General features: G+C 47.9%; 23 protein-coding genes and 1 tRNA gene. 2 read left to right on the top strand and 22 right to left on the bottom strand.

The annotated features are described in order from the left end of the window. Window position 1 precedes the first annotated feature (1 nt). The 16 genes from rplI to rpsF all read right to left on the bottom strand — a co-directional run bounded on the left by rplI (window position 2) and on the right by rpsF (window position 16109). Window positions 2–445, bottom strand: a complete 444-nt coding sequence (gene rplI, locus GYMC10_RS31305; protein ID WP_015738107.1) for a 50S ribosomal protein L9 — start codon at window positions 443–445, stop codon at window positions 2–4. Continuing rightward, window positions 442–2442 (bottom strand): DHH family phosphoesterase, encoded by a 2001-nt coding sequence (locus GYMC10_RS31310; RefSeq protein WP_015738108.1) that lies wholly within the window; start codon window positions 2440–2442, stop codon window positions 442–444. The genes rplI and GYMC10_RS31310 overlap by 4 nt, the downstream gene beginning before the upstream one ends. Window positions 2443–2453: 11 nt before the next feature. Then, the gene (locus tag GYMC10_RS31315; RefSeq protein WP_009591515.1) at window positions 2454–3371 is read right to left on the bottom strand and encodes a DUF2232 domain-containing protein; all 918 of its coding nucleotides are present in this window, start codon (window positions 3369–3371) and stop codon (window positions 2454–2456) included. Between the two features lie 5 nt (window positions 3372–3376). After that, window positions 3377–3679: a MazG-like family protein gene (locus GYMC10_RS31320; RefSeq protein WP_175320760.1), complete on the bottom strand. Its 303-nt coding sequence runs from the start codon at window positions 3677–3679 to the stop codon at window positions 3377–3379. A gap of 261 nt (window positions 3680–3940) precedes the next feature. Beyond that, window positions 3941–4375 (bottom strand): CBS domain-containing protein, encoded by a 435-nt coding sequence (locus GYMC10_RS31325; RefSeq protein ID WP_009591456.1) that lies wholly within the window; start codon window positions 4373–4375, stop codon window positions 3941–3943. Between the two features lie 232 nt (window positions 4376–4607). Continuing rightward, window positions 4608–5594, bottom strand: a complete 987-nt coding sequence (locus tag GYMC10_RS31330; protein WP_015738109.1) for an LCP family protein — start codon at window positions 5592–5594, stop codon at window positions 4608–4610. A 241-nt stretch (window positions 5595–5835) separates the two neighbouring features. Further along, window positions 5836–6807, bottom strand: a complete 972-nt coding sequence (locus GYMC10_RS31335) for a D-alanyl-D-alanine carboxypeptidase family protein (protein ID WP_015738110.1) — start codon at window positions 6805–6807, stop codon at window positions 5836–5838. Between the two features lie 220 nt (window positions 6808–7027). Continuing rightward, window positions 7028–7993, bottom strand: coding sequence for an ABC transporter ATP-binding protein (locus tag GYMC10_RS31340; RefSeq protein ID WP_015738111.1), 966 nt, complete (start codon window positions 7991–7993; stop codon window positions 7028–7030). Then, window positions 7993–8967, bottom strand: a complete 975-nt coding sequence (locus GYMC10_RS31345; RefSeq protein ID WP_009591511.1) for an ABC transporter ATP-binding protein — start codon at window positions 8965–8967, stop codon at window positions 7993–7995. The genes GYMC10_RS31340 and GYMC10_RS31345 overlap by 1 nt, the downstream gene beginning before the upstream one ends. A gap of 11 nt (window positions 8968–8978) precedes the next feature. Beyond that, window positions 8979–9902: an oligopeptide ABC transporter permease gene (gene opp4C / locus GYMC10_RS31350; RefSeq protein WP_015738112.1), complete on the bottom strand. Its 924-nt coding sequence runs from the start codon at window positions 9900–9902 to the stop codon at window positions 8979–8981. Between the two features lie 12 nt (window positions 9903–9914). Beyond that, complete coding sequence (locus GYMC10_RS31355) at window positions 9915–10877, bottom strand: ABC transporter permease (protein ID WP_015738113.1); 963 nt, start codon at window positions 10875–10877, stop codon at window positions 9915–9917. Between the two features lie 66 nt (window positions 10878–10943). Further along, the gene (locus tag GYMC10_RS31360) at window positions 10944–12713 is read right to left on the bottom strand and encodes an ABC transporter substrate-binding protein (protein ID WP_015738114.1); all 1770 of its coding nucleotides are present in this window, start codon (window positions 12711–12713) and stop codon (window positions 10944–10946) included. A gap of 727 nt (window positions 12714–13440) precedes the next feature. After that, on the bottom strand, window positions 13441–14115 hold the full coding sequence (locus tag GYMC10_RS31365; RefSeq protein WP_015738116.1) for an SOS response-associated peptidase: 675 nt from the start codon (window positions 14113–14115) through the stop codon (window positions 13441–13443). A gap of 873 nt (window positions 14116–14988) precedes the next feature. Then, window positions 14989–15261, bottom strand: coding sequence for a 30S ribosomal protein S18 (gene rpsR / locus GYMC10_RS31370; protein WP_006207333.1), 273 nt, complete (start codon window positions 15259–15261; stop codon window positions 14989–14991). Between the two features lie 21 nt (window positions 15262–15282). Next, window positions 15283–15777, bottom strand: coding sequence for a single-stranded DNA-binding protein (gene ssb / locus GYMC10_RS31375; RefSeq protein ID WP_015738118.1), 495 nt, complete (start codon window positions 15775–15777; stop codon window positions 15283–15285). A 47-nt stretch (window positions 15778–15824) separates the two neighbouring features. After that, complete coding sequence (rpsF, locus tag GYMC10_RS31380; RefSeq protein ID WP_009591503.1) at window positions 15825–16109, bottom strand: 30S ribosomal protein S6; 285 nt, start codon at window positions 16107–16109, stop codon at window positions 15825–15827. A 238-nt stretch (window positions 16110–16347) separates the two neighbouring features. On the opposite strand from rpsF, the gene GYMC10_RS31385 reads away from it, so the two are divergent. Beyond that, window positions 16348–16542 (top strand): YjzC family protein, encoded by a 195-nt coding sequence (locus GYMC10_RS31385; protein ID WP_015738119.1) that lies wholly within the window; start codon window positions 16348–16350, stop codon window positions 16540–16542. Window positions 16543–17120: 578 nt separating this feature from the next. Here the strand turns inward: GYMC10_RS31385 and GYMC10_RS31390 are convergent. The 4 genes from GYMC10_RS31390 to GYMC10_RS31405 form a co-directional block, all read right to left on the bottom strand. Next, window positions 17121–17211: transfer RNA gene (locus GYMC10_RS31390), tRNA-Ser, on the bottom strand. A gap of 132 nt (window positions 17212–17343) precedes the next feature. Beyond that, on the bottom strand, window positions 17344–17565 hold the full coding sequence (locus GYMC10_RS31395) for a DUF951 domain-containing protein (protein ID WP_015738120.1): 222 nt from the start codon (window positions 17563–17565) through the stop codon (window positions 17344–17346). 65 nt (window positions 17566–17630) lie between these two features. Then, window positions 17631–18533 carry a mechanosensitive ion channel family protein gene (locus tag GYMC10_RS31400; RefSeq protein WP_015738121.1) on the bottom strand — a complete coding sequence of 301 codons (903 nt, stop codon included), beginning with the start codon at window positions 18531–18533 and terminating at the stop codon, window positions 17631–17633. Window positions 18534–18548: 15 nt separating this feature from the next. Further along, a complete protein-coding gene (locus GYMC10_RS31405; protein WP_015738122.1) occupies window positions 18549–18803 on the bottom strand; it encodes a DUF3343 domain-containing protein in 255 nt (84 codons plus the stop codon). 260 nt (window positions 18804–19063) lie between these two features. Between GYMC10_RS31405 and yyaC the strand changes: the two genes are divergently transcribed. Beyond that, on the top strand, window positions 19064–19669 hold the full coding sequence (yyaC, locus tag GYMC10_RS31410; RefSeq protein WP_015738123.1) for a spore protease YyaC: 606 nt from the start codon (window positions 19064–19066) through the stop codon (window positions 19667–19669). Here yyaC and GYMC10_RS31415 read toward each other — a convergent pair. Together GYMC10_RS31415 and GYMC10_RS31420 are read right to left on the bottom strand one after the other, a co-directional pair. Further along, window positions 19626–20144: a DUF4446 family protein gene (locus GYMC10_RS31415; protein ID WP_015738124.1), complete on the bottom strand. Its 519-nt coding sequence runs from the start codon at window positions 20142–20144 to the stop codon at window positions 19626–19628. The two genes, yyaC and GYMC10_RS31415, sit on opposite strands and share 44 nt — an antisense overlap. A gap of 38 nt (window positions 20145–20182) precedes the next feature. After that, window positions 20183–21331 (bottom strand): aminotransferase class V-fold PLP-dependent enzyme, encoded by a 1149-nt coding sequence (locus GYMC10_RS31420; RefSeq protein WP_015738125.1) that lies wholly within the window; start codon window positions 21329–21331, stop codon window positions 20183–20185. Window positions 21332–21543: the final 212 nt, after the last annotated feature.

Raw genomic sequence — 21543 nt, forward strand, 5'->3', positions numbered from 1 at the left:
ATTACTCCTCCGTAATTTGAACCTTGAGCGTCGCCTTGACGTCAGGATGCAGCTTCACCGGAACCTGGGTAACGCCCAGGCTGCGGATCGGATCGCTAAGCTCAATTTTGCGTTTGTCGATTTTGATCTTCTGTCCTGCCAATGCTTCCGCAATTTGTTTGCTGGTAATGGCGCCGAACAGACGTCCGCCCTCTCCAGCTTTGGCTTTCAGGACCACCGTCATCTCTTCCAGCTTCTTGCCGAGCGCCTGCGCCTCTTCCTTCTCCTGCGCCTTGCGCTTCTCCTCGGAGGCCTGCTGCTGCTCCAGCGTTTTCATGTTCCCGTCGGTAGCCGGACGAGCGACTCCCCGCGGAATCAGGAAGTTTGTTGCATATCCTTCCGAAACTTCCTTCACTTCGCCTTTCTTGCCTTGGCCCTTCATATCTTTTATGAAAATGACTTTCATTCAAATAACCCCTCTTTCGCTTCGATGTCCTTCAGTACCTCCATCAACTTCTCCTCGGCTTTCTCAGGCGTCGTATCCAGTTGTACTGCGGCGTTCGTTAAATGTCCGCCTCCCCCGAGACGTTCCATAATCATCTGAACATTCATCTTGCCCATCGAACGGGCGCTAATGCCAATCTTGCCGTCGGTGCGCTCGCTAATGACAAAGGATGCCTGCACATCCGTCATATTCAGCAGCATATCCGCCACTTGAGCAATGAGCAGCTGCGGCATGGGCTCCCCGCTCTTCGCCACCGCGATAGCGATATGGTCAAATACCATTTTAGCATGTTTCACGATTTCTGCCTTCGCTATAAATTCTGTCAGATCTTCCTTGAGCACCCGCTGAATCATCATGGTGTCAGCTCCGTGACGCCGCAGGAACCCGGCCGCCTCGAACGTTCTCGATCCCGTGTGGAGGGCAAAATGCTTGGTATCCACCGTAATCCCTGCCAGCAATGCCGTGGCCTCAACCGGAGTAAGGGATACCCGGTCGTGAATATACTGCAGCACCTCCGTCACCAGCTCGCAGGTTGAAGAGGCATACGGCTCAAGATAGATCAGCACCGCGTCATTAATAAATTCTTCGCCGCGCCGGTGATGATCCATCACGACCACCCGGCTTGCGCGATGAACCAGCCTCGGCTCCATCGTCATGGAGGCTTTATGGGTATCCACGACAACGAGCAGCGTGTGCTCCGTCATCATCTGCATCGATTGTTCGGTCGAGATGAATCGGCTCATCAAGGCTTCATCCTTGCGGACCTCTTCCATAATCCTCGAAATGGACGGATTCATTCCCTCCATCACGATATAAGCCTCGACTTTATACATTTGGGCTGCTTTCAGGATGCCGATCGCAGCGCCGACCACGTCCATATCCGGCAGCTTGTGGCCCATGATGATCACTTTGTCGCTCTCCTGCATCAAATCGCGCAGCGCATGGGAAATGACTCGCGCTCTTACGCGCGTTCGTTTCTCTACCGCGTTGGATTTACCGCCATAGAAGGAGAGCCTTTGGCCGGCTTTGACAGCGGCCTGATCTCCGCCCCGGCCCAGTGCCATATCCAGACTGGATTGGGCAAGCTGCCCCAGCTCCGTGATATCGTCTGAACCGAAGGCAAGACCGACGCTCAGCGTAAGCGGTACCTTCAGATCGGCCGTCATCTCCCGGACTTCGTCCAGGATGAGAAAACGGCTATTCTCCAGCGCATCGAGCGACCTGTGGTTCAGCATCATCAAATAGCGGTCCGAGGAGAGCCTCCGTAAGTAGACGTTGAACTCCCGGGCCCAATTCGTAATCTCGCTGGTGACCTTTGCAATGAGTGCCGTCCGCTGTTGATCATCCATTCCCTGCGAGGCCTCATCGATGTTATCCATCATGATAATGCCCAAGGCCAGCCGCTCATCCTCGTACCGCTGCCTGAGCACTGCCAGCTCGGTGATCTCATCCAGATAAATGAGTCGCTCATCCGGAATGACCGTGGCTCCATAGTACTTATCCTCATGGGAAATCTCCAGCCGAATTTCCTTCGGCGGCTTCTCTTTGCCATCCTTCTTCTCCTGGATTTCCTTTAGCGCTGTCACCAGCTCGGGGAACAGCTCCTGCAAGGAAGCGCCCACCAGCGGCTGTTGGGGAAACATATTGACTACGAATCGGTTATGCCATTCCACGGTCTTATCCTCGCTGTACAGCACAATGCCAAATGGCAGCACGCTGACCGCTTCGCCCTCGACCCGCTGAATCCGAAACGACAGATCTCCGATATAATCCACCAGCTCGCGGCGAAACTTCATCTCCGCCTTCAGCATCGCGTAGCCGCCTACCACCGCAAGCAGCAGCCCGACCAGCCCCAGAATCGTATTGTAGAACGATAGAAAAATAACAAGCAGAAGCACCAGCGCAAACGCCCAGACGGTATGATAGCCGTGCCAGCGTTTCTGCAGAAATTTAGGCATGACTCATCACCCTATCTTTTGTTTTTACTAAATGCCTGACGAAGTGGGAACGCCAGATCCAGGATTCCGATAATCATTGCCGGCGGGAACAGAACAATCGGTATGGCCGTCAAAAGCGGCGCGATCGGATGCCACTTCCGCTCGTGTGCCAGATAATAGAAGAAGCTTAGCGCTTGAATCATGAAGCAGATCTGCAGCAACGGCGTAGCGTTGGCTACTATCATCTTCATGAAGGTATTGTCCGAATTGACGGTTGCTATGTTGATGAAGAAAATGAGCAGGTAGTACCAGATCAGGGAACGCGGGAGCATCCATTCTCTGGCCGGCTTCAGCCGCGGCACGGATAAGCCCATGCTGTTGAGGGTGGGCCGTGCCAAAGCATGTGTGACCACCGTCATAAGGAACGAGCTGATAATCATCGCGAACGGAACCAAACGCATCGTTTGATCTTTAATGAGTTGTGTATCGAGTTCGGTGCCAAGGAACTGGCCGCCCAGGCCGCCTTCAACACCCATCTCGGTGAGCGGAGCGGTCGTCATCTTTACGATCTCATCCACATATTCCGACAGATTCAATTGGAAGAAGGCCGTGCTGATCATCAGCAGGACAAGCAGTTCCACCAGCATGACGGCCATGCCATACTTCAACACCTGCATGGCTGCCTTCCGTTTCCGGTATAAATACCCCATCACGATCCCCGGAATCGCAAAATAGATCGCAAGCAGTAAATAAATGGGATGAATCAGAAGAGCAATCAGCCACACCGGCACCACATGCATGATAAATGATTTTGTATTCAAAGCCGTAAACAGAATCGCAACCGGCAGAACCAATAAGAAAGCCGTTACGATCGAAAAGGGTGTGAGTAGTGACAGCAGCAGCAGCAAATATACAACGCTCCATACCGCCGTAGTCCAGCGCAATTTCAATATGTTCACCTCTTACGCAAATGTTCTTCGAGCGCGGAAATATCCTGGTACCAATCCTCCAGCTGATGTCCTTCCTGCTTATGCTTTTTCAATTTCTCCAACAAGAGATCGTCCAAATCCCGATAGGTCAAGCCGAGCCTTCGGCCCAGTATGTAGGAGCTCATCATCAGGCTTGCCAAACTGTCTCCAACCTTTGTAGTGCTGCCTTCCCATAGAGCTTTGAATAACCGGGATACATGATCAATTACTTCGGTTTTAAGCCATTCAATCACTTTGGCGCGTTTCGCTACATCCAAGTCCTTCGGCATATTCGGCATATCCATCTCTCCCTGAAAACAGCTTTATTCTCAATTATAGCATAAAAAAAAGCCGCCCACACAAAGGCCCCGGGGCACCCTGTCCAACCTTAGTCCCCGTGGCGGAGATAACTTACCTTCTCTTTGTACTCCAAATGGCCACCGGTTATTCCCCCTGCATGCCGGCTGCAGCCCCGTCTCTATAGAAATAGGACGTGTTACCCACGATGTCCCCGTGGTCCCACGCCCTTTGTTGTTTGCGTTCCTACATGATTATGTTGCCCCTTGGGATTCCATCGTCTCCTTGGAAACAAAGCGTTCACAGTACTCGATGATAAGGCTTCTGCGGACAATCCCGATAAATCGGTTCATGTCGTCCACCACCGGCACAAAGTTCTGTACCTTGGCCAAATTAATCAGATCCTCCATCCGGGCATCAATCGATACCGGCTTGATATCCATGCGGAACGGAACATCCTTCAGCAAAAATTTCGAAGCGTTCTCAAAAGTGATTTTGCCTTCCGAGTTCTTCATATGCCATAACAGATCTCCTTCGGTTACGGTGCCTGCATATTGACCGTTCTTATCCAGCACGGGCACCGCCGTGTACCGGTGAAACTCCATCCGTTCCAGCGTCTGCCTGAGCGTGGAGTCCAGCGTTAAACAAATCACTTCCTGCTTCGGTAATAGAAAAAAAGCGATATTCATAATGCATTATCCTCCTTATGACTCCAACCTCATGGAGTCATGTTAAGTAACCTTCCTGATCCAAAAGCTTGGTATGCAGGTTACTCCTTCCCCTATCCATACTCATACATACGTTAACTCCGTCGTTTCGATTCCCTTGTATAGGGCACAAAATCAGCAGCCAGGCAATCCGGACTGCTGATTGAGATGAAGCAACGTACTATGACATCATCCGGATGTACCGGTGTTTATGTTATTGCAATTTCTGTTTCTCTGCATCTTTAGGCTGCAGCAGCTGGTCTGCCGGCGTATCCGGGTTCATCCAGTTGTCGATTAGGTCGCGGGCTTCCTGCACGTCCTCCATGTCGGCCTCATTATAATAGATGCCGTTAATTTTCATGCCTTCTCCCATGATCGTATAGCTGGTCATATCCACTTTGCCCCCGGTCAGCATCTGCTTCGCCAGGTCGATAATGAATTTAGGCTGCATATCGGTTTGGAAATTATCTCCCATAATCTCGATCAGTTCAGGCACCTTGCCGATCTGATCCAGCTTCATGACCCGCTTAGCCGCTACATCCAAAAATACCTGCTGTCTCTTCGCCCGATTAAAGTCGCTATCTTCACGATAACGGACATAATTCAAGGCTTCCTCGCCATTGTAAATCGGTTTGTTGGCTTCAATCGTGAACTTCTCATGATCCCTGCCTTTGTTGACGATATCCTTGCGGATCGGCAGCTCAACGCCGCCAAGGGCGTCAACGACATCCTTCAAACCTTGAAAATTAATGGAGGCATAATAATCAAGTTCCTCATCGAAAAATGCTTCCATCGTATCTTTCGCCATTTGATGACCGCCATATGCAAACGCATGGTTGATCTTGTCTTTCTTGTCCTTGCCGATAATATCGACGTACGTATCCCGCGGTACCGAGATTAGGAGCACTTTGGACTCCATGGGACGTACAACCGCATAGATCAACGTGTCCGAACGGGCTGGCTCGTCTTCCCGCTGGTCGCTTCCCAGCAGCATGACCGAGAACGGCTTGCTCTGGAGTACGACCGGTTCAGGCGTCTTGTCGCTCTGGAGCGGCTTATACGATTTCTGTAACGATTCCTCTACGTCCTTTGCCATAAACAGATCAAATGCCACGACCGCAAGCTGCGTTCTAAACAGAAATGCGGATGAGCCCAGCAATATGACAATAGCGAGCGTAATATATAATGATTTCCTCTTCATGAGTTCAATTCCTTCTTTATTATAAAATAAATTAATGGATAAGTCAGATCGTTAAAGGCCTTTGCTTGCACCCTAAGCTGTTTGGCTCACCCTCCTCTCTTATTAAACGGGAACTCCTCCCGTTGACTCACTTCATACTAGTAGGCCAGTTGCAACACATCATCTATTGTAAACCAGAATATTGTCAAATGTGAACCCTTCACGGGCAGTTCTATAAATCTACCAAATCTTCATTGATCCGTTAAACCGGTCTGTTCTCATGCTGAAGAGCGGCTGCGGTTCCCGAATATTGGAACCAGTCGTCCAGCCGCTCTCTCCACGTCAAGGTCTTGGAAAATCCGTAATCGAACAGCTTTCGCGTCTCTTCAAACCTTGCTTCTTTGGATTCGGTACCCATGACAACGGCAATAAGCCGGCTGCCTTGCTTCTCGGCTGTTCCCGTAAAGCAGTACCCTGCATTCGCCGTGTACCCTGCTTTTAATCCATCGGTGCCTTCGTAGGAATAAGGGCCGCCAAGCGAGGGCAGCATCCAATTGGTGTTGCTCAAATATAAATTGCGTCCGCTTATCTTCGTCTGCGTTTTGCTGGAAGTGCTTAGTATATCCGGATGGCTTCTAATGAGATGCGCGGCTAGTTTAGCCGTATCTTCTGCGGTCATTACCGTTTCTCCATCCGAGGACCAGGCGTGACCATTGGCAGTGCCCTGCTCGACGCCTGATGCGTTCACGAAACGGGTCGCGCTGGATAAGCCAATCTCTTTGGCCTTGGCATTCATCTTCCGAACGAACGCTTCCTCGGAGCCCGCAAAATGCTCGGCAAGCGCCACGGACGCATCATTGGCGGAATAAACCGTTATGCTCTGGAACAATTCGCGAACCGTCAATATTTCGCCGGACTTCAAGGCGATTTTAACGCCTCTGACGTCGCTTGCCGTATCGCTTATCTTGACTTCATCGTCCCAGGATCTCTTCCCGGTCTTAATATCATCGAGGATGACCAATTCGGTCATCAGCTTGGACATGCTAGCAGGCGGTAAGGGTACGTCGCCATTCTCGCTGAGCAAAATACGCCCGGTGTTTAAATCCATTAAGACGACGGCTCGCGCGTCAACCTTCGGTTTAAACCCCGCTCGTTCTATATTTCCTATGACAACCGCCCCTATGGGGACGATAATTAGCAACATCATGACCAGCCAAAGCCACCGTTTTTTCATAGAATTAGCCCTCCATAGTTATAGACGGTTGAAAGAGGCATTTGGTCTGCTTTTTTTTAAAATTTTCTGTTTAGAAATTTTTGTAAATAAAACGAATGTGTCAGGAAAACGAAAAAGACCTCCAACCGTCCGCAGACGATAGGAAGTCCTTCTATGAATCTGTAAATCTTCTATTCATCACGCTGATTGCTGTCAGAAAACCTGGATATGAAGAGTCCTATTAAGCGTAGTGACAAGCAACAAAGTGATCATTTCCTACATTGCGGTATTCCGGCACTTGCTGTTTGCACAGGTCTGAAGCCAGCGGGCAGCGCGTGTGGAATTTGCAGCCTGAAGGCGGGTTTGCCGGGCTTGGAATGTCGCCTTTCAGTACGATCCGGTCACGCTTCAGCGTTGGATCCGGTACCGGCACGGCAGACAGCAAAGCTTTCGTATAAGGATGCAGCGGGTTGCGGAACAGCTCTTCCTTGCTTGCCAATTCTACCATCGATCCCAGATACATTACCCCAATTCGGTTGCACAAATGCTCTACAACACTGAGATCATGAGAAATGAACAAGTAAGTCAGCTGCTTCTCGCGCTGCAAATCACTTAACAAGTTGATGATTTGAGCTTGAATCGATACATCCAGTGCAGATACCGGCTCATCCGCGACGATAAAGTCGGGATTCAGAATCAACGCGCGGGCAATCCCGATCCGTTGACGCTGTCCGCCGGAGAATTCATGCGGATACCGATCGTAATGATAGGCGGCAAGGCCGCAAATTTCCAGCGTTTCAATCACGCGGTCTTTAAGTTCCTTACGATTAACCAACCCATGGTCAATGAGTGCTTCGCCGATGGCTTCGCCCACTTTGATTCTTGGATTCAGCGAGCTGAATGGATCCTGGAATACGATCTGCATCTTCGGACGCAAGGCACGCATCTTCTCCTTGGACAAGGAATGGATGTCGGTACCATTAAAGATGACTTTGCCTTCCGTTTTTTCCAGCAATCGAAGAATGGTTCGTCCAATGGTGCTCTTGCCGCAGCCCGATTCACCTACGAGCCCGAAGGATTCGCCTTTGTTGATGGTAAAGCTGACTCCGTCAACGGCCCTTACATTGCCCACGGTTCGTTGAAATACGCCGCCGGTGATGGGAAAGTATTTCTTCAAACCGTCTATTTCGATCAGTGCTTGACTCATTAGGCTTTCCCCTCCTCTTCATACAGCCAGCAAGCGACCTTATGGCCGTTAGGATCCGTACCGAGCGGAGGCGTTTTCTCCTTGCAGATCTGCATGCAGAATTCGCAGCGATCATGGAAATGACAGTTGTCTCCAAGATCTACCGGGTTAGGCACTTGTCCCGGAATCGAATACAGACGTTCTTGCGTCTGATTAATGACCGGCTTGGCCTTCAGAAGACCTTTGGTATATGGATGCTTCGGTTGTTTGAACAGCTCGATGACCGGCGCTTCTTCTATGACTTTGCCTGCATACATAACAACAACATAATCCGCCATCTCGGCAACAACGCCTAGGTCATGCGTAATAAGCATAATCGAAGTGTTGAGTTTACCCTTAATGTCACGCATCAAATCCAAGATCTGGGCCTGAATCGTAACGTCAAGCGCGGTTGTAGGCTCATCCGCGATCAGCAGCTTCGGATTACAGCTAAGGGCAATCGCGATCATGATCCGTTGACGCATACCGCCGCTGAGCTCATGCGGATAAGAGTCGAAAATCTTCTCCGCACGCGGGATTCCAACCAAATTAATCAGATCGATGGCGCGTTGTTTTGCTTCTTTACGGTTAACGAGCTGATGAAGCAGGATCGGCTCCACAATCTGCTCCCCGATCGTTAATACCGGGTTGAGCGAGGTCATGGGTTCCTGGAAGATCATGGCGATATCGTTGCCGCGAATCAAGCTCATCTCGCGCTTGCTCATCTTCAGCAGATCCTTGCCTTCATACAGGATTTCTCCTCCCACCGGAGGTGTATCGATCAAACGCATAAGAGACATGGCTGTTACGCTCTTACCACAGCCCGACTCACCCACCACGCACAGTGTTTCACCTTCACGGATTTTGAAGCTAACATCGTCGACGGCTTTCACGGTGCCTGCGGAGGTTTGAAAATGCGTTTTTAAATTGCGGAATTCTACTAATTCTTTTGCCATATTCGCATCTCCTACTTCTTCATTTTCGGGTCAAGTGCGTCGCGAAGCCCGTCACCGATCAAGTTGATTGCAACTACGGTAACAAGAATACACATGCCTGGCGGTATCCACAGCCACGGCCGCTTACGGAAATCAATCAAACTGTTTGCGGCCGAGATCATGTTCCCCCAAGAAGGTGTTGGCGGAACGACCCCAACTCCCAAGAAGCTTAACGCCGATTCGTAAATAATGGCTCCGGCTACGCCAAGCGTTGCGGATACGATAATAATCGGAATTGTATTCGGCAGCAGATGGCGGAAAATTTTGCGTCGGTCTTTAAGTCCCAGCGCTTCCGTTGCCTGCATAAACTCTTGTTCACGTAGCGTCAATATTTGTCCGCGTACAAGGCGGGAAATTCCACTCCAGCCTAAGATACCTATAATCAACATCAAGAAATAGATTCGCTCAGAAGGATCAACCTTTAAGTCTGACAGCACCGCGCCCAAAATGATCAGGATCGGGAGCGTCGGAATCGCCATAAATATATCGGCAATACGCATAATCAGAGTATCGACCCATTTTCGATAGAACCCGGCCAGCGCGCCAAGCGTCGCCCCCACGATGACCGAGATACCCGTTGCGACAAGACCGACCGTCAGGGAAATCCGGCCTGCAAGCATCATACGCAGAAGAACGTCGCGGCCGAGCTTATCCGTGCCTAGCCAATATTTGGAGCTTGGAGGCAAGTTTTTATCTTTTACACTGTAGTCATACAGTGAGTATGGCGAGAACAATGGACCAATAAAACACAGCAAAAACATAAATACGATTATGATAAGTCCGATGACAGCAAGACGGTTTCTGGAAAAACGGCGAATAGCGATCCGCCACGGGGAATCCGGCTGCTTCTTCGGTACTGGTAGATTCGTTTTTAATGGTGCAGCCTCTGCGGACAAATGAATCTCCTCCTACTTTAAGCGAATTCTTGGATCTGCAGTTCCATACAGAACGTCAGACAACAGGTTGCCCAGAAGTGTCAGTACGGATATGAACACCGTGAAACCAAGCATGAACGGATAGTCCCGCATATTGATCGATTCCAGATAAACTTGACCGACCCCTGGCCAAATGAAAATTTTCTCCATGATGATGGCGCCGCCAAACAAAGCTGGCAGCTCAAAGCCCATCAGGGTGATCGCAGGAAGCATTGCATTACGCAGAGCATGCTTGAAAATTACCGTACGTTCTTTCAGCCCCTTAGCACGAGCCGTCCGGATGTAATCCTGACGAATAACCTCCAGCATGCTTGTACGGAAATACCGCGTCAAGCTGCCTGTGCTAAGCATCGTGAGTACCGTAACCGGCAAGAACATATGCCAAGCGATATCAACCAATTGTTCCCACGTATTTCCATTCATTCCGGATGTCTTCATACCGCCAACCGGGAACCACCCTAGATCCAACGCCAAAAATTTGATGAGAAGAAGTCCGATGAAGAAAGAGGGCAGTGACATACATAAAAAGATTAATAGCGTAATGATTTTATCGAATAAAGAATACTGGAATTTAGCCGAGAATACGCCGGCAAAAATAGCAATAACCCAACTCAATATCAAACTGAAAATAGCGATGAAAAAGGAGTTCCATACATAATTGCCCATAACGGTTGTAACAGGTTGTTTGTGCACAAGGGAATCTCCGAGATTACCCTTCAGCATATTGCCGACCCATGTAAGATAACGCTCTACTGGCGGCTTATCTAAACCATAAATTTCCCGAAGCTGAGCTGCCTTCTCAGCAGTCATCGTCGGGTTATTCACTGCAGTGATATAGTCACCTGGAACCAATGCTGATATTGCAAATATGATAATCGAAATCCCGATCATTGTCGGGATAATCTGCAGCAGCCTCCGGATAATGTACTGCTTCATAATATTCCTCCCGGCTTATAAGTGGATATGCCCAGCTCTTGCGAGCTGAGCATATGTTTCCTGCTGTTATTGTTGAATTTCGGCTTTATAGAGATCGATGGTGAAGTCTTTGTATGGAGTGATGTCCATGCCTTTGATTCTGCTGTTAATACCCCACATATCGCGTCTTTGATAGATCAAGAGATCCGGAACGTTTTGGTTCAGCACTTGATATGCTTCAGCGTAAGCTGCTTTACGTTCTTCAAGATCAAACGCGTTCAGACCTTTTTTCATAGCTGCATCGTAATCTGGATTGGAGAAGCCGATATCGTTCTGCTGTCCATCTGTAATGTAAACCGTGGAATCCGGATCCGGAGTCAAGCCCCAAGCTGCGAAGAACATTTCGAACTCGCCTTTGTCCTTCTTATCCATGATAGCGTTGAAATCCAACGTTTCAGCAGTCAATTTGATGCCAAGTTCTTGGTAGTTTTGCGTCATAACCGGAATCAGAGCATCGATTACCGGGTTGTCAGCTGTTGCAGAGAAATGAATTTCGAATTTCTTGCCGTCTTTTTCGCGAGTACCGTCTGCGCCGGCTACCCAACCTGCTTCATCAAGAAGCTGCTTCGCTTTTTCCATGTCGAACTCGTACGGCTCAATGCCTTCGTCCGTGTAAGCCCAGGAAACGCTGGATTGTGGAATATTCAATACGTTCGCATAAGGACCATAGATGATTTCTACTACTTCTGCACGGTTCAAACCGTACATCAATGCTTGACGAACCTTAACGTCTTGGAATTTAGGATCATTGTGGTTCATGGCAACATATCCGTAACCGTTGGTTGGGAAGATGTTGACATCCAGGAAGCCCATGCCTTTCAATTCTTCTACGTTGTCTTCGTTAACGGTAACCATATCCATATCGATTTCGCCGGATTGGAACATGGCCAATCTGGTTTCTTCAGTTGTAGTCTTGTAAATAACGTTCTTGATTTTCGGTGCGCCCAGGAAGTAGTTAGCGTTAGCTTCGAGTACTACCTCTTGACCTGGGGAGTAGCTCTTCAATACATATTGACCGCTTCCGATTGGTTTAGCGTGCAGATCTTTCATGTACTCCAGGTTGCCTTGCTTGTAACCTTTGCCATAGTAGGCTTCTGGTGCAAAAGCAACCGTACCGAGGTTATCCTTTGTCATTGCATTTGCTTCGGTAACTTCGATTTCAATGGTATTGTCGTCGATGACTTTAATACCGGAGATATCGGTAGCTTTGCCTTCGTTGTACTCTTTACCGCCTTTGATATGAACGGACAACAGATCGGATTGGCCGTCATAGCTGGAATCATGGTAAACTTTCATTGCAAAAGCATAGTCTTTTACAGTAACAGGAGTGCCGTCGGAATACGTCACGCCTGGCTTCAATTTGAACGTGTACTTCAATTTATCCTCGGAAACTTCTACGCTTTCCGCCAAACGGTTCTGGTACGTTCCGTCGCCTTGAACTGCGAAGAAAGAATCAAAGATAGCGTCTACGACATATTTGTCATAAGCAGTCTGCCAGTAGAACGGGTTAAATACCCCTTTAGGTGCAGTCATACCGACAACAAGCGTGTCTTTACGATTCAATGCAGTTGCTGGATTCAAAGATGGGTCTTCAGCTTCAAAATAGCCTTGGCTTTCGTCACCAGATTCAGCTGGCGGTTCTGTAGTTTCTTCGCCATCGCCTTCAGCTGGTGGAGTTTGCTCCGTTTGATCCCCTTGACTTGGTGGCTGTTCTGCTGTTCCTCCGCCTCCGCAAGCTGCTAATACCGTGATGGCCAGAAGCATGATTGCCAGCAGGAGTGACATTCTTTTCTTCATGCGAATCCTCCTCTTAAAAAATGTTGTTGCAATATAAATTATCAGGACGAATATTGAAATCATCCTTAAATAATTTCGGTACTGAACGTTACGTTCTCTAGGATGTCATTGCATGATGTGAAATAACTTGAAAGTTTTACAGAAAATATACCATTGGTCAATTAGTGCCAAAGTCTCTAGCAATATCTTCTTGCCTATAAAATTAATGTTATGATACGTGTAAATTTAGGTAACGTCAATTACTTTTTTTCATATTTCTCAAAAATCATGTTTTTATCGTCGTTTTCGAGGTTAATAATTAAGTTTATCTCCGTTGTATATCCTTAGTTTACTGAAAATGTATGTAATATCAAGATTTATTTACAATTTATAACTATAATCGCTTTCGGTTTTCTTGAAATGATGTAATGTTATATTACAAATAATTTTAATTCAGATTTAAAACCTTGATTAAAAGTGCTAAAAGGTAAGTTTCATGTTAAATTATATCACACTTTTCTAGTCTATCTCTGCTCAATCTAGATAAAGCCCATTTTTATGTAATATTTCATCCTAACCGTAAGCTTCAATTCCGTATTAGATGACGCCTGTTTGGAGGTATTACCTTTCATGGTTTCGTTCCTCTACTGCACTAAAACCTAAAAAGCAATCCGGAGGCATCTTCCGGATTGCTTTCATGTTCTGTTTCATGTCAGATAAATCAACCACGTTCTTTCATACTTACGAACTACAGGTTCTTCACCCAAGCAAGCTTCAAATCCATTTCTTCAATGCACTGCTGATGATCATGCGTATCGTCGGCCACCAAAGGCGTTACCGGATATATGCGCATCTGTCCGCGGTAAGTATGAAGCAGCGGATGAACCGCATGCCTTCCCTGGATTTCCGGGTCCAGCCACTTAGCCATGTTATCTTCCGACAAGATTGCCGGCATCCGTGTTTCGAACTCCGATATCGCTTCATTTGCATCCGTCATCAGAACCGTGCAGGTTCTCATTTCATTTCCTCTGGCATCCCGCCATGTCTCGTATAGGCCCGCCATACCGAATATTTCATTCTCTCCGATCACGGTCCGTACGGCATAACTCCGTTTGCCGACCGTCCTCCAGTAATATAGTCCGTTGCAAGGTATAACGCAGCGTCTCGTATCAATCGCTTTGCGATAAGTGGGATTCTGATCAACTGTCGTAATATCGGCATTGACCGCGTCTTTTCCCCAATATGGAACCAAGCCCCACCGATACTCATCGAGTACCCGCTCCCCCTGTTCCTGTACAATGACCGGCATGGTTTGGGTAGGACTAATGTTGTACCGGCTCTTGTAGTAATACATGACCCGATGGATGCCAAAGCGTTGATTCACTTCTTCGAGCCCTGCGGACAGCGAAAATCTTCTGCACATACGACTACCTCCTTTTTCCTTTATCGTTTGGATAATGGAGGAGGAATATGCATAATAAGACTAACATCATGGAGCTTCCACTCTATGTACGCTTGTATCCCTGGAGAGGACATCATCAGATTGAAAAATTTCTGCAATTTTAATGTAATCGCATTATTAAATTTTCCTTACCTCACGGTTCGTGGCCATGCTCGTATACCATGTTTGTACACGATAGACATCAAACTTCATACGAGAATAAGAAATAGGCTCGTACCATTCTCTTTTTTCGATATATGAAAAGGATCGCATTCTATATACTAGACAAATATCATTCCACCCTTCATGCTAAAAGGCTACAGATACCTATATATAATAGAAGGAATTTTTTCAGCCTACTTTGCGATCGGCCTACATTTAAGGATTCCTTTATAGTAGGAACATCCATTGTTCTTATCGTTGTATTGCTTACAATAGACACTGTCCTTTCGAAGTAGACATGATTTCAGGGCTTTAAAACTGGAAAGCTTTACACCAGGCTTGTATTTATCGATCGCTGCTACTCTTTAACAATGTACACTCTGAGGAGACACGATTCTTCCGTGAAGACATTATATCCCAACATTTGGTTAAGCCTGTTTGAAACCGAAGTGGTTTGTCCCTGCTCTTGTTTCATATATGATTTAACCTCTGCCACTCAACATGGATGCTTTCACGATTTCGCAATGGACAGCGACGTGGTCTTGCAAGCATCTGCCGACATTGCTTACTCGACGACAGACCGCATATGGCCGAGGTAACCCTTGTGAGATGTTGAAGTAAGCACTTGAGTTTGTACCTAATAAAAAAGCGGCCCAGCCTATGATTAGGCTGAACCGCTTTACACACAAAGGATTACTCCGTTGTGTATGGAAGCAATGCGATTTGACGGGAGCGTTTGATCGCAATCGTCAGGGCACGCTGATATTTAGCGCTAGTACCTGTTACACGACGAGGCAGGATTTTTCCGCGCTCGCTGATGAATTTCTTGAGCAGGTCTGTATCTTTATAGTCAATGTGAGTAATTTTGTTCACAGTGAAGAAACATACTTTACGACGCTTGTTGCGGCCGCCGCGGCGTGCCGGTCTTTTGTCGTTGTCTCCGCCTTCTCTTTGTTTAAAAGCCATGTGTTGTCAGTCCTTTCCGTATTAAAATGGCAAATCATCATCCGAAATATCGATCGGTTTTCCTTCATCGGAAAAAGGATCCTGATTGTTGTTTCGCGAGTAGTTATTGTTCCCCCGGTTTCCGCCACCGCTATTGCCGTTGCTTCCTCCGTTAAACGATGATTCCTCACGATTTCCTCCGCCACCGCTTGTTTCACGGTTTGACTCCAAGAAGCGAACATTATCGGCAATGACTTCGGTGACGTATACACGCTTACCTTCGTTATTCTCGTAATTCCGCACTTGAATGCGCCCTTCTACAGCCGTCAGACGGCCTTTGCGCAGATAGTTTGCACAAGTCTCCGCAAGCTGTCTCCAGGTCACGACCGGAATGAAATCCGCTTCGCGCTCCCCGCCTTGTCCGGTAAACGGACGATCAACAGCAAGTGTAAATTGCGTTACAGCAACACCTGAAGGAGTATATCGCAGCTCGGGATCCTTAGTCAGTCGGCCAATCAAAATGACACGGTTCAACAATCCAATCCCCTCCTTAGAACGAAATCAATTACAAAGTTTGGTCCGTATTAAGCAACGTCGTTCGTGATGAGATAACGAATGACTTCGTCAGAAATCTTCATGAGACGCTCAAGCTCAGCTACAACTTCAGGTGTTGCGTTGAAGTTTACCAGAACGTAGACGCCATCACGGAATTTCTTGATCTCATACGCAAGACGGCGTTTACCCATTACGTCATGCTTTGTAATTTCTCCGCCGTTGGAGATGATGCCTTGGAATTTATCGACTGCAGCTTGAACAGCTTCTTGTTCAATGTCAGGACGAATAATGTACATCACTTCATATTTGCGCATATGTTTCACCTCCTTATGGACTTCGGCCCTCAATCGATGTTGAGAGCAAGGAGCGAGTCTAACTCGCACCATAATACTATATCAGAACGGATGATCGGATGCAAGTTTCTTTTCGAAACCAAACATGCCCTCTTCCCTTTATTACCGCGCCTTTCTCTCTTTCCCTGCAATGATTTAAGGTCTGTTGGCGCATGATAATACATGCAGTCCATCCATCATAATGAGGAGGAATTCCACAATGGGAGAACAGACCGAATTTCGTGCAGGCGACAAAGCGCCAAACAACGGCATTTATATGGAAGTTGGCGTTAGAGACCATATTATGGGCATTGAGAACCCGCGTCAAATTAAAATGAGCAAGGGCGACACCTTCCCTGAAACTCAAAATGATGATCGCGTATGGTTAAACAAGCGTCGGGTGCAGCCTAAGTAACAGCCTGGAGTGTTCCAGACGCATGGTATTGTTCGGCGTCCGTCCTATTGCATCCTGAGCACTGCCCCACGATCGAGCTTTGCCTATATGGCTGTCGTTCAAGCAATGAAGGCTGACCATTTACTCTAAATTGTCATTCGTTGAAATTAGCATGTATACAAACAGCCCTTTATGCGCACATTATAATCAGGCGGTGCATGAGAGAGGTGTGGTTCCGTTGAACGTTGCAACTGAACAACGCAGAAGGTTTCTGATCGTCGCACGAATTGCAAGCTGAGGAAATGAGCCGAGTGCTTGACCTTTAGGACAAGTGAAGCTGTTGACAAGGTTCGCAGAAGTGCTGATAAAATGATTCCAATTCACAAGCACCGCCTACCCAGAAAGAAGGGCCCATTAGGGCCCTTCTTTTTATGTCCGCTTCCTGATCTGGAGTCATCCTCTCGACAACGAAAAACACCCTCGGCAGATCATCTGACCTGCATGAGGGTGTTTTATTCAAAGGCGTCCGTACAGCTTAACGCCTCGGTTTATGTAACAATATCGTCTGCATCCATAACAGCGGAACTTAGAACGATTGGTGGCGGAAAGGGTGGGATTCGAACCCACGCACGCCTTGCGACGCCTAGCTGATTTCGAGTCAGCCCCCTTGGGCCTCTTGGGTACCTTTCCACAGCAAGATTGATTATATCATGGAAACGTTATCTGGTCAATAGCTTGTCTCCATCTCTTTTTAACTGCTCGATCAGATTCGCCTTACCGGCTTCATGAACACTGGCTTGGGAAGCTTCCGGGGAGGAAATATTAAGGTGTATCCCCTGCCCCTTCCGCTTCCTGCGCCGAACGTAAAACCTTCTTCATATTCTTCTCGAACTTTACACGGGGGATCAACACGCTGTGCTGACACTTCGTGCATTTAATCCGAATATCCATCCCCATGCGAATAATCTCCATCTCATTATTTCCACAAGGATGGGGCTTCTTCATCTGAACGATATCCCCTAACTGAAAAACCTTGCGCTCCATGGTTACCGCTCCCTTTTGTTTCGTCGCTTCATTATCTATTATATAACATCGGATCACCGAATAGATCAACCCTGAGCGCGTTCTTGCCCCAGCTCGCGTGCTTCAATGGCCTGTTTGATATCGGTAAAAATCTGGCGTTCCACGGCTTCCCTGGCATTCGGATTACACTCGGCTACGATGCGAACCACATATTCCGACGTTGTCAAAGACTGGATCCCAAGCACATCCGGCGTACGCTGCACCTCGGGCCGGCGGTCCATGATTCCCGTAAGTGCCGATTGAATCAATGTGATCGTATCCTTCACCTGCTGATCGTTCTTCACAGGCAGATCCACTATCGCGAGCGAGTTGGAAAGAGAGTAGTTCGTAACGCTGGTAATCATCCCGTTCGGAATAATATAGGTTTCCCCGTTCAGCCCCCTGACACGCGATGTGCGCAGTCCGATCATTTCGACCGTTCCCCGGTACTCGCCGCTCTTGATCACGTCACCTACGGCGAACTGATCCTCGAATATAATGAAGAATCCGGTAATAACGTCCTTCACCAAACTCTGTGCACCGAAACCGATGGCAAGACCCAGTACACCGGCACCAGCCAACAGTGGTCCTAGCTTGAAGTTGAACTCCGACAGAATGATTAAGATCATGACAAAATTACATACGACGGAGGTTACATTTTTTAACAATTCCCCTACTGTAACAAAGCGTCTTGAGTTCACCTGGATTCGGCTCTTCTCCTGCCGGAGCAGGAACTGATCAATCATTTTATACACAACCCGGATCACGAGACGCGTCAGAATAAATATGATGATTACCCGAATGCCGGATGACAGAATATTCATCCACATCTCCTCATTCGTTAACCATCCCCAGATCTTATCTTTCAAACCCTCTGCCTCCTCAGCTATCGTTTGCAAGTCTACACCATCTTCTGTAGTTTCCCCAGACAAGTAACCAAAGCCCCTCATCCCTGATGTCCTCCCTTACTCTTCGATGTTGATATACCTCTCGTTGTCATCAAGCGCAAAAATGCCCCGGATCTCCACATGCTCCAGCCGGATAATCTCTTGAACATCCTTTAACGCATCAGAGGGGAATTGAATCGATAATGCACAGCCAGCCGTAATCTCTTTCGGCGTAGGGAACAGATCTATTTCGATATCCGCATACTCCAGCAGCATTTCCGCGCGCAGCGCCTGCTGGGTGGAATCGAATGCGATCACCATCGCACCTTCCACTGCCAAATCCTCCTTCATGCTGCCTATCATTTTAGTTGTATATATCTCTCATTATCATGTCCGGCAAACAAGGGTTTTATATAAAACTCTTAAAATAAATCAACATTTCATAGAACACCTGCGGGTCCATGTCCTATACATATTCAAAGCACGGCTACCGCTCGAAATGATTAAATCGCATTTTAAGCAAAACGCAAAGTATAAAAACAGTCTTTCATCCATATACTGATACTACCAAATGCAGACGAAAGGAAGATTCTATGAACCGTCTATCTAAAATCACGTCTCGCCCGGAGGCTTCCAGCTTAAAAATACCACACACGGACCCTAATATCCATTCTGCTATTATACATCGCTTGCTCTTTCATCTCTCCGACGCCCGTATTCAGCACCGGCCGCTTGTCATTGTCTGCATCGGCACCGACCGGTCCACCGGTGACTGCCTGGGACCGCTGGTCGGCACTTCGCTTGCCCGCTACAACAGTTCGCTGTTTCATCTATACGGGACGCTGGACGAGCCTGTCCACGCCATGAATCTGAAGGATACGCTGACCGCCATATATGAGAAATTCGATAACCCTTTTGTGATCGGGATTGACGCCTGCTTAGGCCAATCAACCAGCGTAGGCTCCATTCAGATCGCCGATGGCCCTCTTAAGCCTGGAGCCGGCGTACATAAAGAATTACCGCCGGTTGGCGATATCCACGTCACGGGAATCGTCAATGTCGGCGGCTTTATGGAATACTTCGTATTGCAGAACACTCGATTAAGCTTGGTCATGCGGTTATCTGATATTATTGCAACCTGCCTGTTTGTAGGGATCAAGGAGTGGAACCGTTCTTCCCTTCTTGCAGCGCAAGAGTAACGGCCTCCTTTTCTTCCGGAGACAATGGATATTTGGATTGCCCATCCTTCAATGGTTTGGCGTACACATAGGAGCTCTCCCGGTTATGCAGACCGGTCAGAACGATTCCTTCCTCCTCCTCACTCAGGATAGCCAGGGAGAAGCTCATTTCGTTCCCCCGCTCGCCAAATGCATTATATCTGACGATGCCAACTTTGGATTTCATTCCTTTCAAGCTGCCGTTGATGGAATCCAGCATTTTTTGATGACTGGCATGCCCTTCTTCAATTTCATCCATTTGGATTTTCAATTGGACCAGCAGCGATTCGATATCTTCTACCCCGCTGCCTGCCATCATCGCATCGTATCTTCGCTTCATCTTGCGCAATTTTGCCCCTTGAACAATTAAGGTTATCCATAAGATCAAGATGATCATGACCATTCCGACGACAAACCAATGAAGCTGCTCCATGATCAATTCATTTAATTCAGACATGCTTTCTTCCTTCCTCTTCTCCATCTTGATCTGTTTGTTTAACTGTGAATTTCCTTGATCGCTTTTCGCATGAATTCGATTTCGTCACGGCTCGTAGAAATCCCAACGCTCGCTCTGACTGCACCCGTATGTTCCGTTCCTGATGCCATATGGGCAAGCGGTGTACAATGATAACCGGCACGCACGGCAATCCCATATTCCCGGTCCAGTCGAAAAGCTATTTCGGACGCATCGAATTTTTCAGACACAAAAGCCACGATGCCTGTCCGTGCTTTTCCAAGAGCAGGGCCGAGTATACGAAGGCCTCTCACCTCTTGCAGGCCGTCCATCATATATTGCGTTAATTCCCATTCATGCCGGTATATATGCTGTGGCGTCCATTCAAGCACCTTCTGCACACCCGCTTGCAATCCCGCATATCCAATCGTATTCGGCGTTCCTGCCTCATATCGATCCGGACGCACCGTCGGCTGTTCAATAGCCTCCGATTGACTGCCGGTACCTCCATGCAGCAATGGTTCCAGATCAATATCAGGCGAGATATACAGCCCCCCTGTTCCTTGTGGCCCCAGAAGCCCTTTATGCCCGGGGAACGCCAGCATACCCACATGCATCTTCTCTACATGAATATCCAGCATACCGGCACTCTGGGCAGCATCCACGAGCAGTATAGCCCCTTTCTTCTTCGCCAGTTCTCCTATCTCAACAAGTGGAATAATGGAACCAAGCAGATTGGAACTATGACTGCACACAACAAGCCTGGTATTAGAACGAAAGGCTCCCTCGATTCGTTGCAGATCAAGCTGACCTTCCTCATCAACGGGAACATAGTCTACTTGTATGCCTCGGGTGCGCTTCAAATATTCCAGCGGCCTACGCACAGAATTATGCTCAATCATCGTCGCAATGACATGATCGCCTTCACGCAAACACCCTTTGATGGCTAAATTAAGCGCTTCGGTCGTATTCGATGTCAACGCAATATCGTTGGGGTTCTTCACTCCAAACAAATCTGCCAGCGTCTTCCTAGTCCCGTAAAGGACTCGGGATGCCTTCACCGCCATTCGGTGACTGCCTCGCCCCGGGTTTGCAGCCGCCTCTTCCATGGCCCTCTTCATTGCCTCAAACACTTCAGGAGGCTTGGGCCACGAAGTCGCGGCATGATCCAGATAAACGATCGGGTCCATGATGTTTCCCCTTCATTTTTCCGTAGTATTTTCCCTTTACAATACACATTCAAGCATTCTCAACTTCCGCTGCCAAACGAGGCACCTCACGTTTAGTTAAATAAAGACATATCTCATTCCCTTTCAGGAACGTCGACATGTCTTTGGTTTTAATCTAACTCACTTTTTAACCAGCCACTCATCAACGGAGCCTTCAGATACCAAGCCTGCTC

Source organism: Paenibacillus sp. Y412MC10 (genome assembly GCF_000024685.1).
Lineage (GTDB): Bacteria > Bacillota > Bacilli > Paenibacillales > Paenibacillaceae > Paenibacillus_AQ > Paenibacillus_AQ lautus_A.

Coding starts and splice junctions, on each gene's coding strand:
- rplI (WP_015738107.1), bottom strand. CDS start 445: ATGAAAGTCATTTTCATAAAAGATATGAAGGGCCAAGGCAAGAAAGGC.
- GYMC10_RS31310 (WP_015738108.1), bottom strand. CDS start 2,442: ATGCCTAAATTTCTGCAGAAACGCTGGCACGGCTATCATACCGTCTGG.
- GYMC10_RS31320 (WP_175320760.1), bottom strand. CDS start 3,679: ATGCCGAAGGACTTGGATGTAGCGAAACGCGCCAAAGTGATTGAATGG.
- GYMC10_RS31325 (WP_009591456.1), bottom strand. CDS start 4,375: ATGAATATCGCTTTTTTTCTATTACCGAAGCAGGAAGTGATTTGTTTA.
- GYMC10_RS31330 (WP_015738109.1), bottom strand. CDS start 5,594: ATGAAGAGGAAATCATTATATATTACGCTCGCTATTGTCATATTGCTG.
- GYMC10_RS31335 (WP_015738110.1), bottom strand. CDS start 6,807: ATGAAAAAACGGTGGCTTTGGCTGGTCATGATGTTGCTAATTATCGTC.
- GYMC10_RS31340 (WP_015738111.1), bottom strand. CDS start 7,993: ATGAGTCAAGCACTGATCGAAATAGACGGTTTGAAGAAATACTTTCCC.
- GYMC10_RS31345 (WP_009591511.1), bottom strand. CDS start 8,967: ATGGCAAAAGAATTAGTAGAATTCCGCAATTTAAAAACGCATTTTCAA.
- GYMC10_RS31355 (WP_015738113.1), bottom strand. CDS start 10,877: ATGAAGCAGTACATTATCCGGAGGCTGCTGCAGATTATCCCGACAATG.
- GYMC10_RS31360 (WP_015738114.1), bottom strand. CDS start 12,713: ATGAAGAAAAGAATGTCACTCCTGCTGGCAATCATGCTTCTGGCCATC.
- GYMC10_RS31365 (WP_015738116.1), bottom strand. CDS start 14,115: ATGTGCAGAAGATTTTCGCTGTCCGCAGGGCTCGAAGAAGTGAATCAA.
- rpsR (WP_006207333.1), bottom strand. CDS start 15,261: ATGGCTTTTAAACAAAGAGAAGGCGGAGACAACGACAAAAGACCGGCA.
- rpsF (WP_009591503.1), bottom strand. CDS start 16,109: ATGCGCAAATATGAAGTGATGTACATTATTCGTCCTGACATTGAACAA.
- GYMC10_RS31385 (WP_015738119.1), top strand. CDS start 16,348: ATGGGAGAACAGACCGAATTTCGTGCAGGCGACAAAGCGCCAAACAAC.
- GYMC10_RS31395 (WP_015738120.1), bottom strand. CDS start 17,565: ATGGAGCGCAAGGTTTTTCAGTTAGGGGATATCGTTCAGATGAAGAAG.
- GYMC10_RS31400 (WP_015738121.1), bottom strand. CDS start 18,533: ATGAGGGGCTTTGGTTACTTGTCTGGGGAAACTACAGAAGATGGTGTA.
- yyaC (WP_015738123.1), top strand. CDS start 19,064: ATGAACCGTCTATCTAAAATCACGTCTCGCCCGGAGGCTTCCAGCTTA.
- GYMC10_RS31415 (WP_015738124.1), bottom strand. CDS start 20,144: ATGTCTGAATTAAATGAATTGATCATGGAGCAGCTTCATTGGTTTGTC.
- GYMC10_RS31420 (WP_015738125.1), bottom strand. CDS start 21,331: ATGGACCCGATCGTTTATCTGGATCATGCCGCGACTTCGTGGCCCAAG.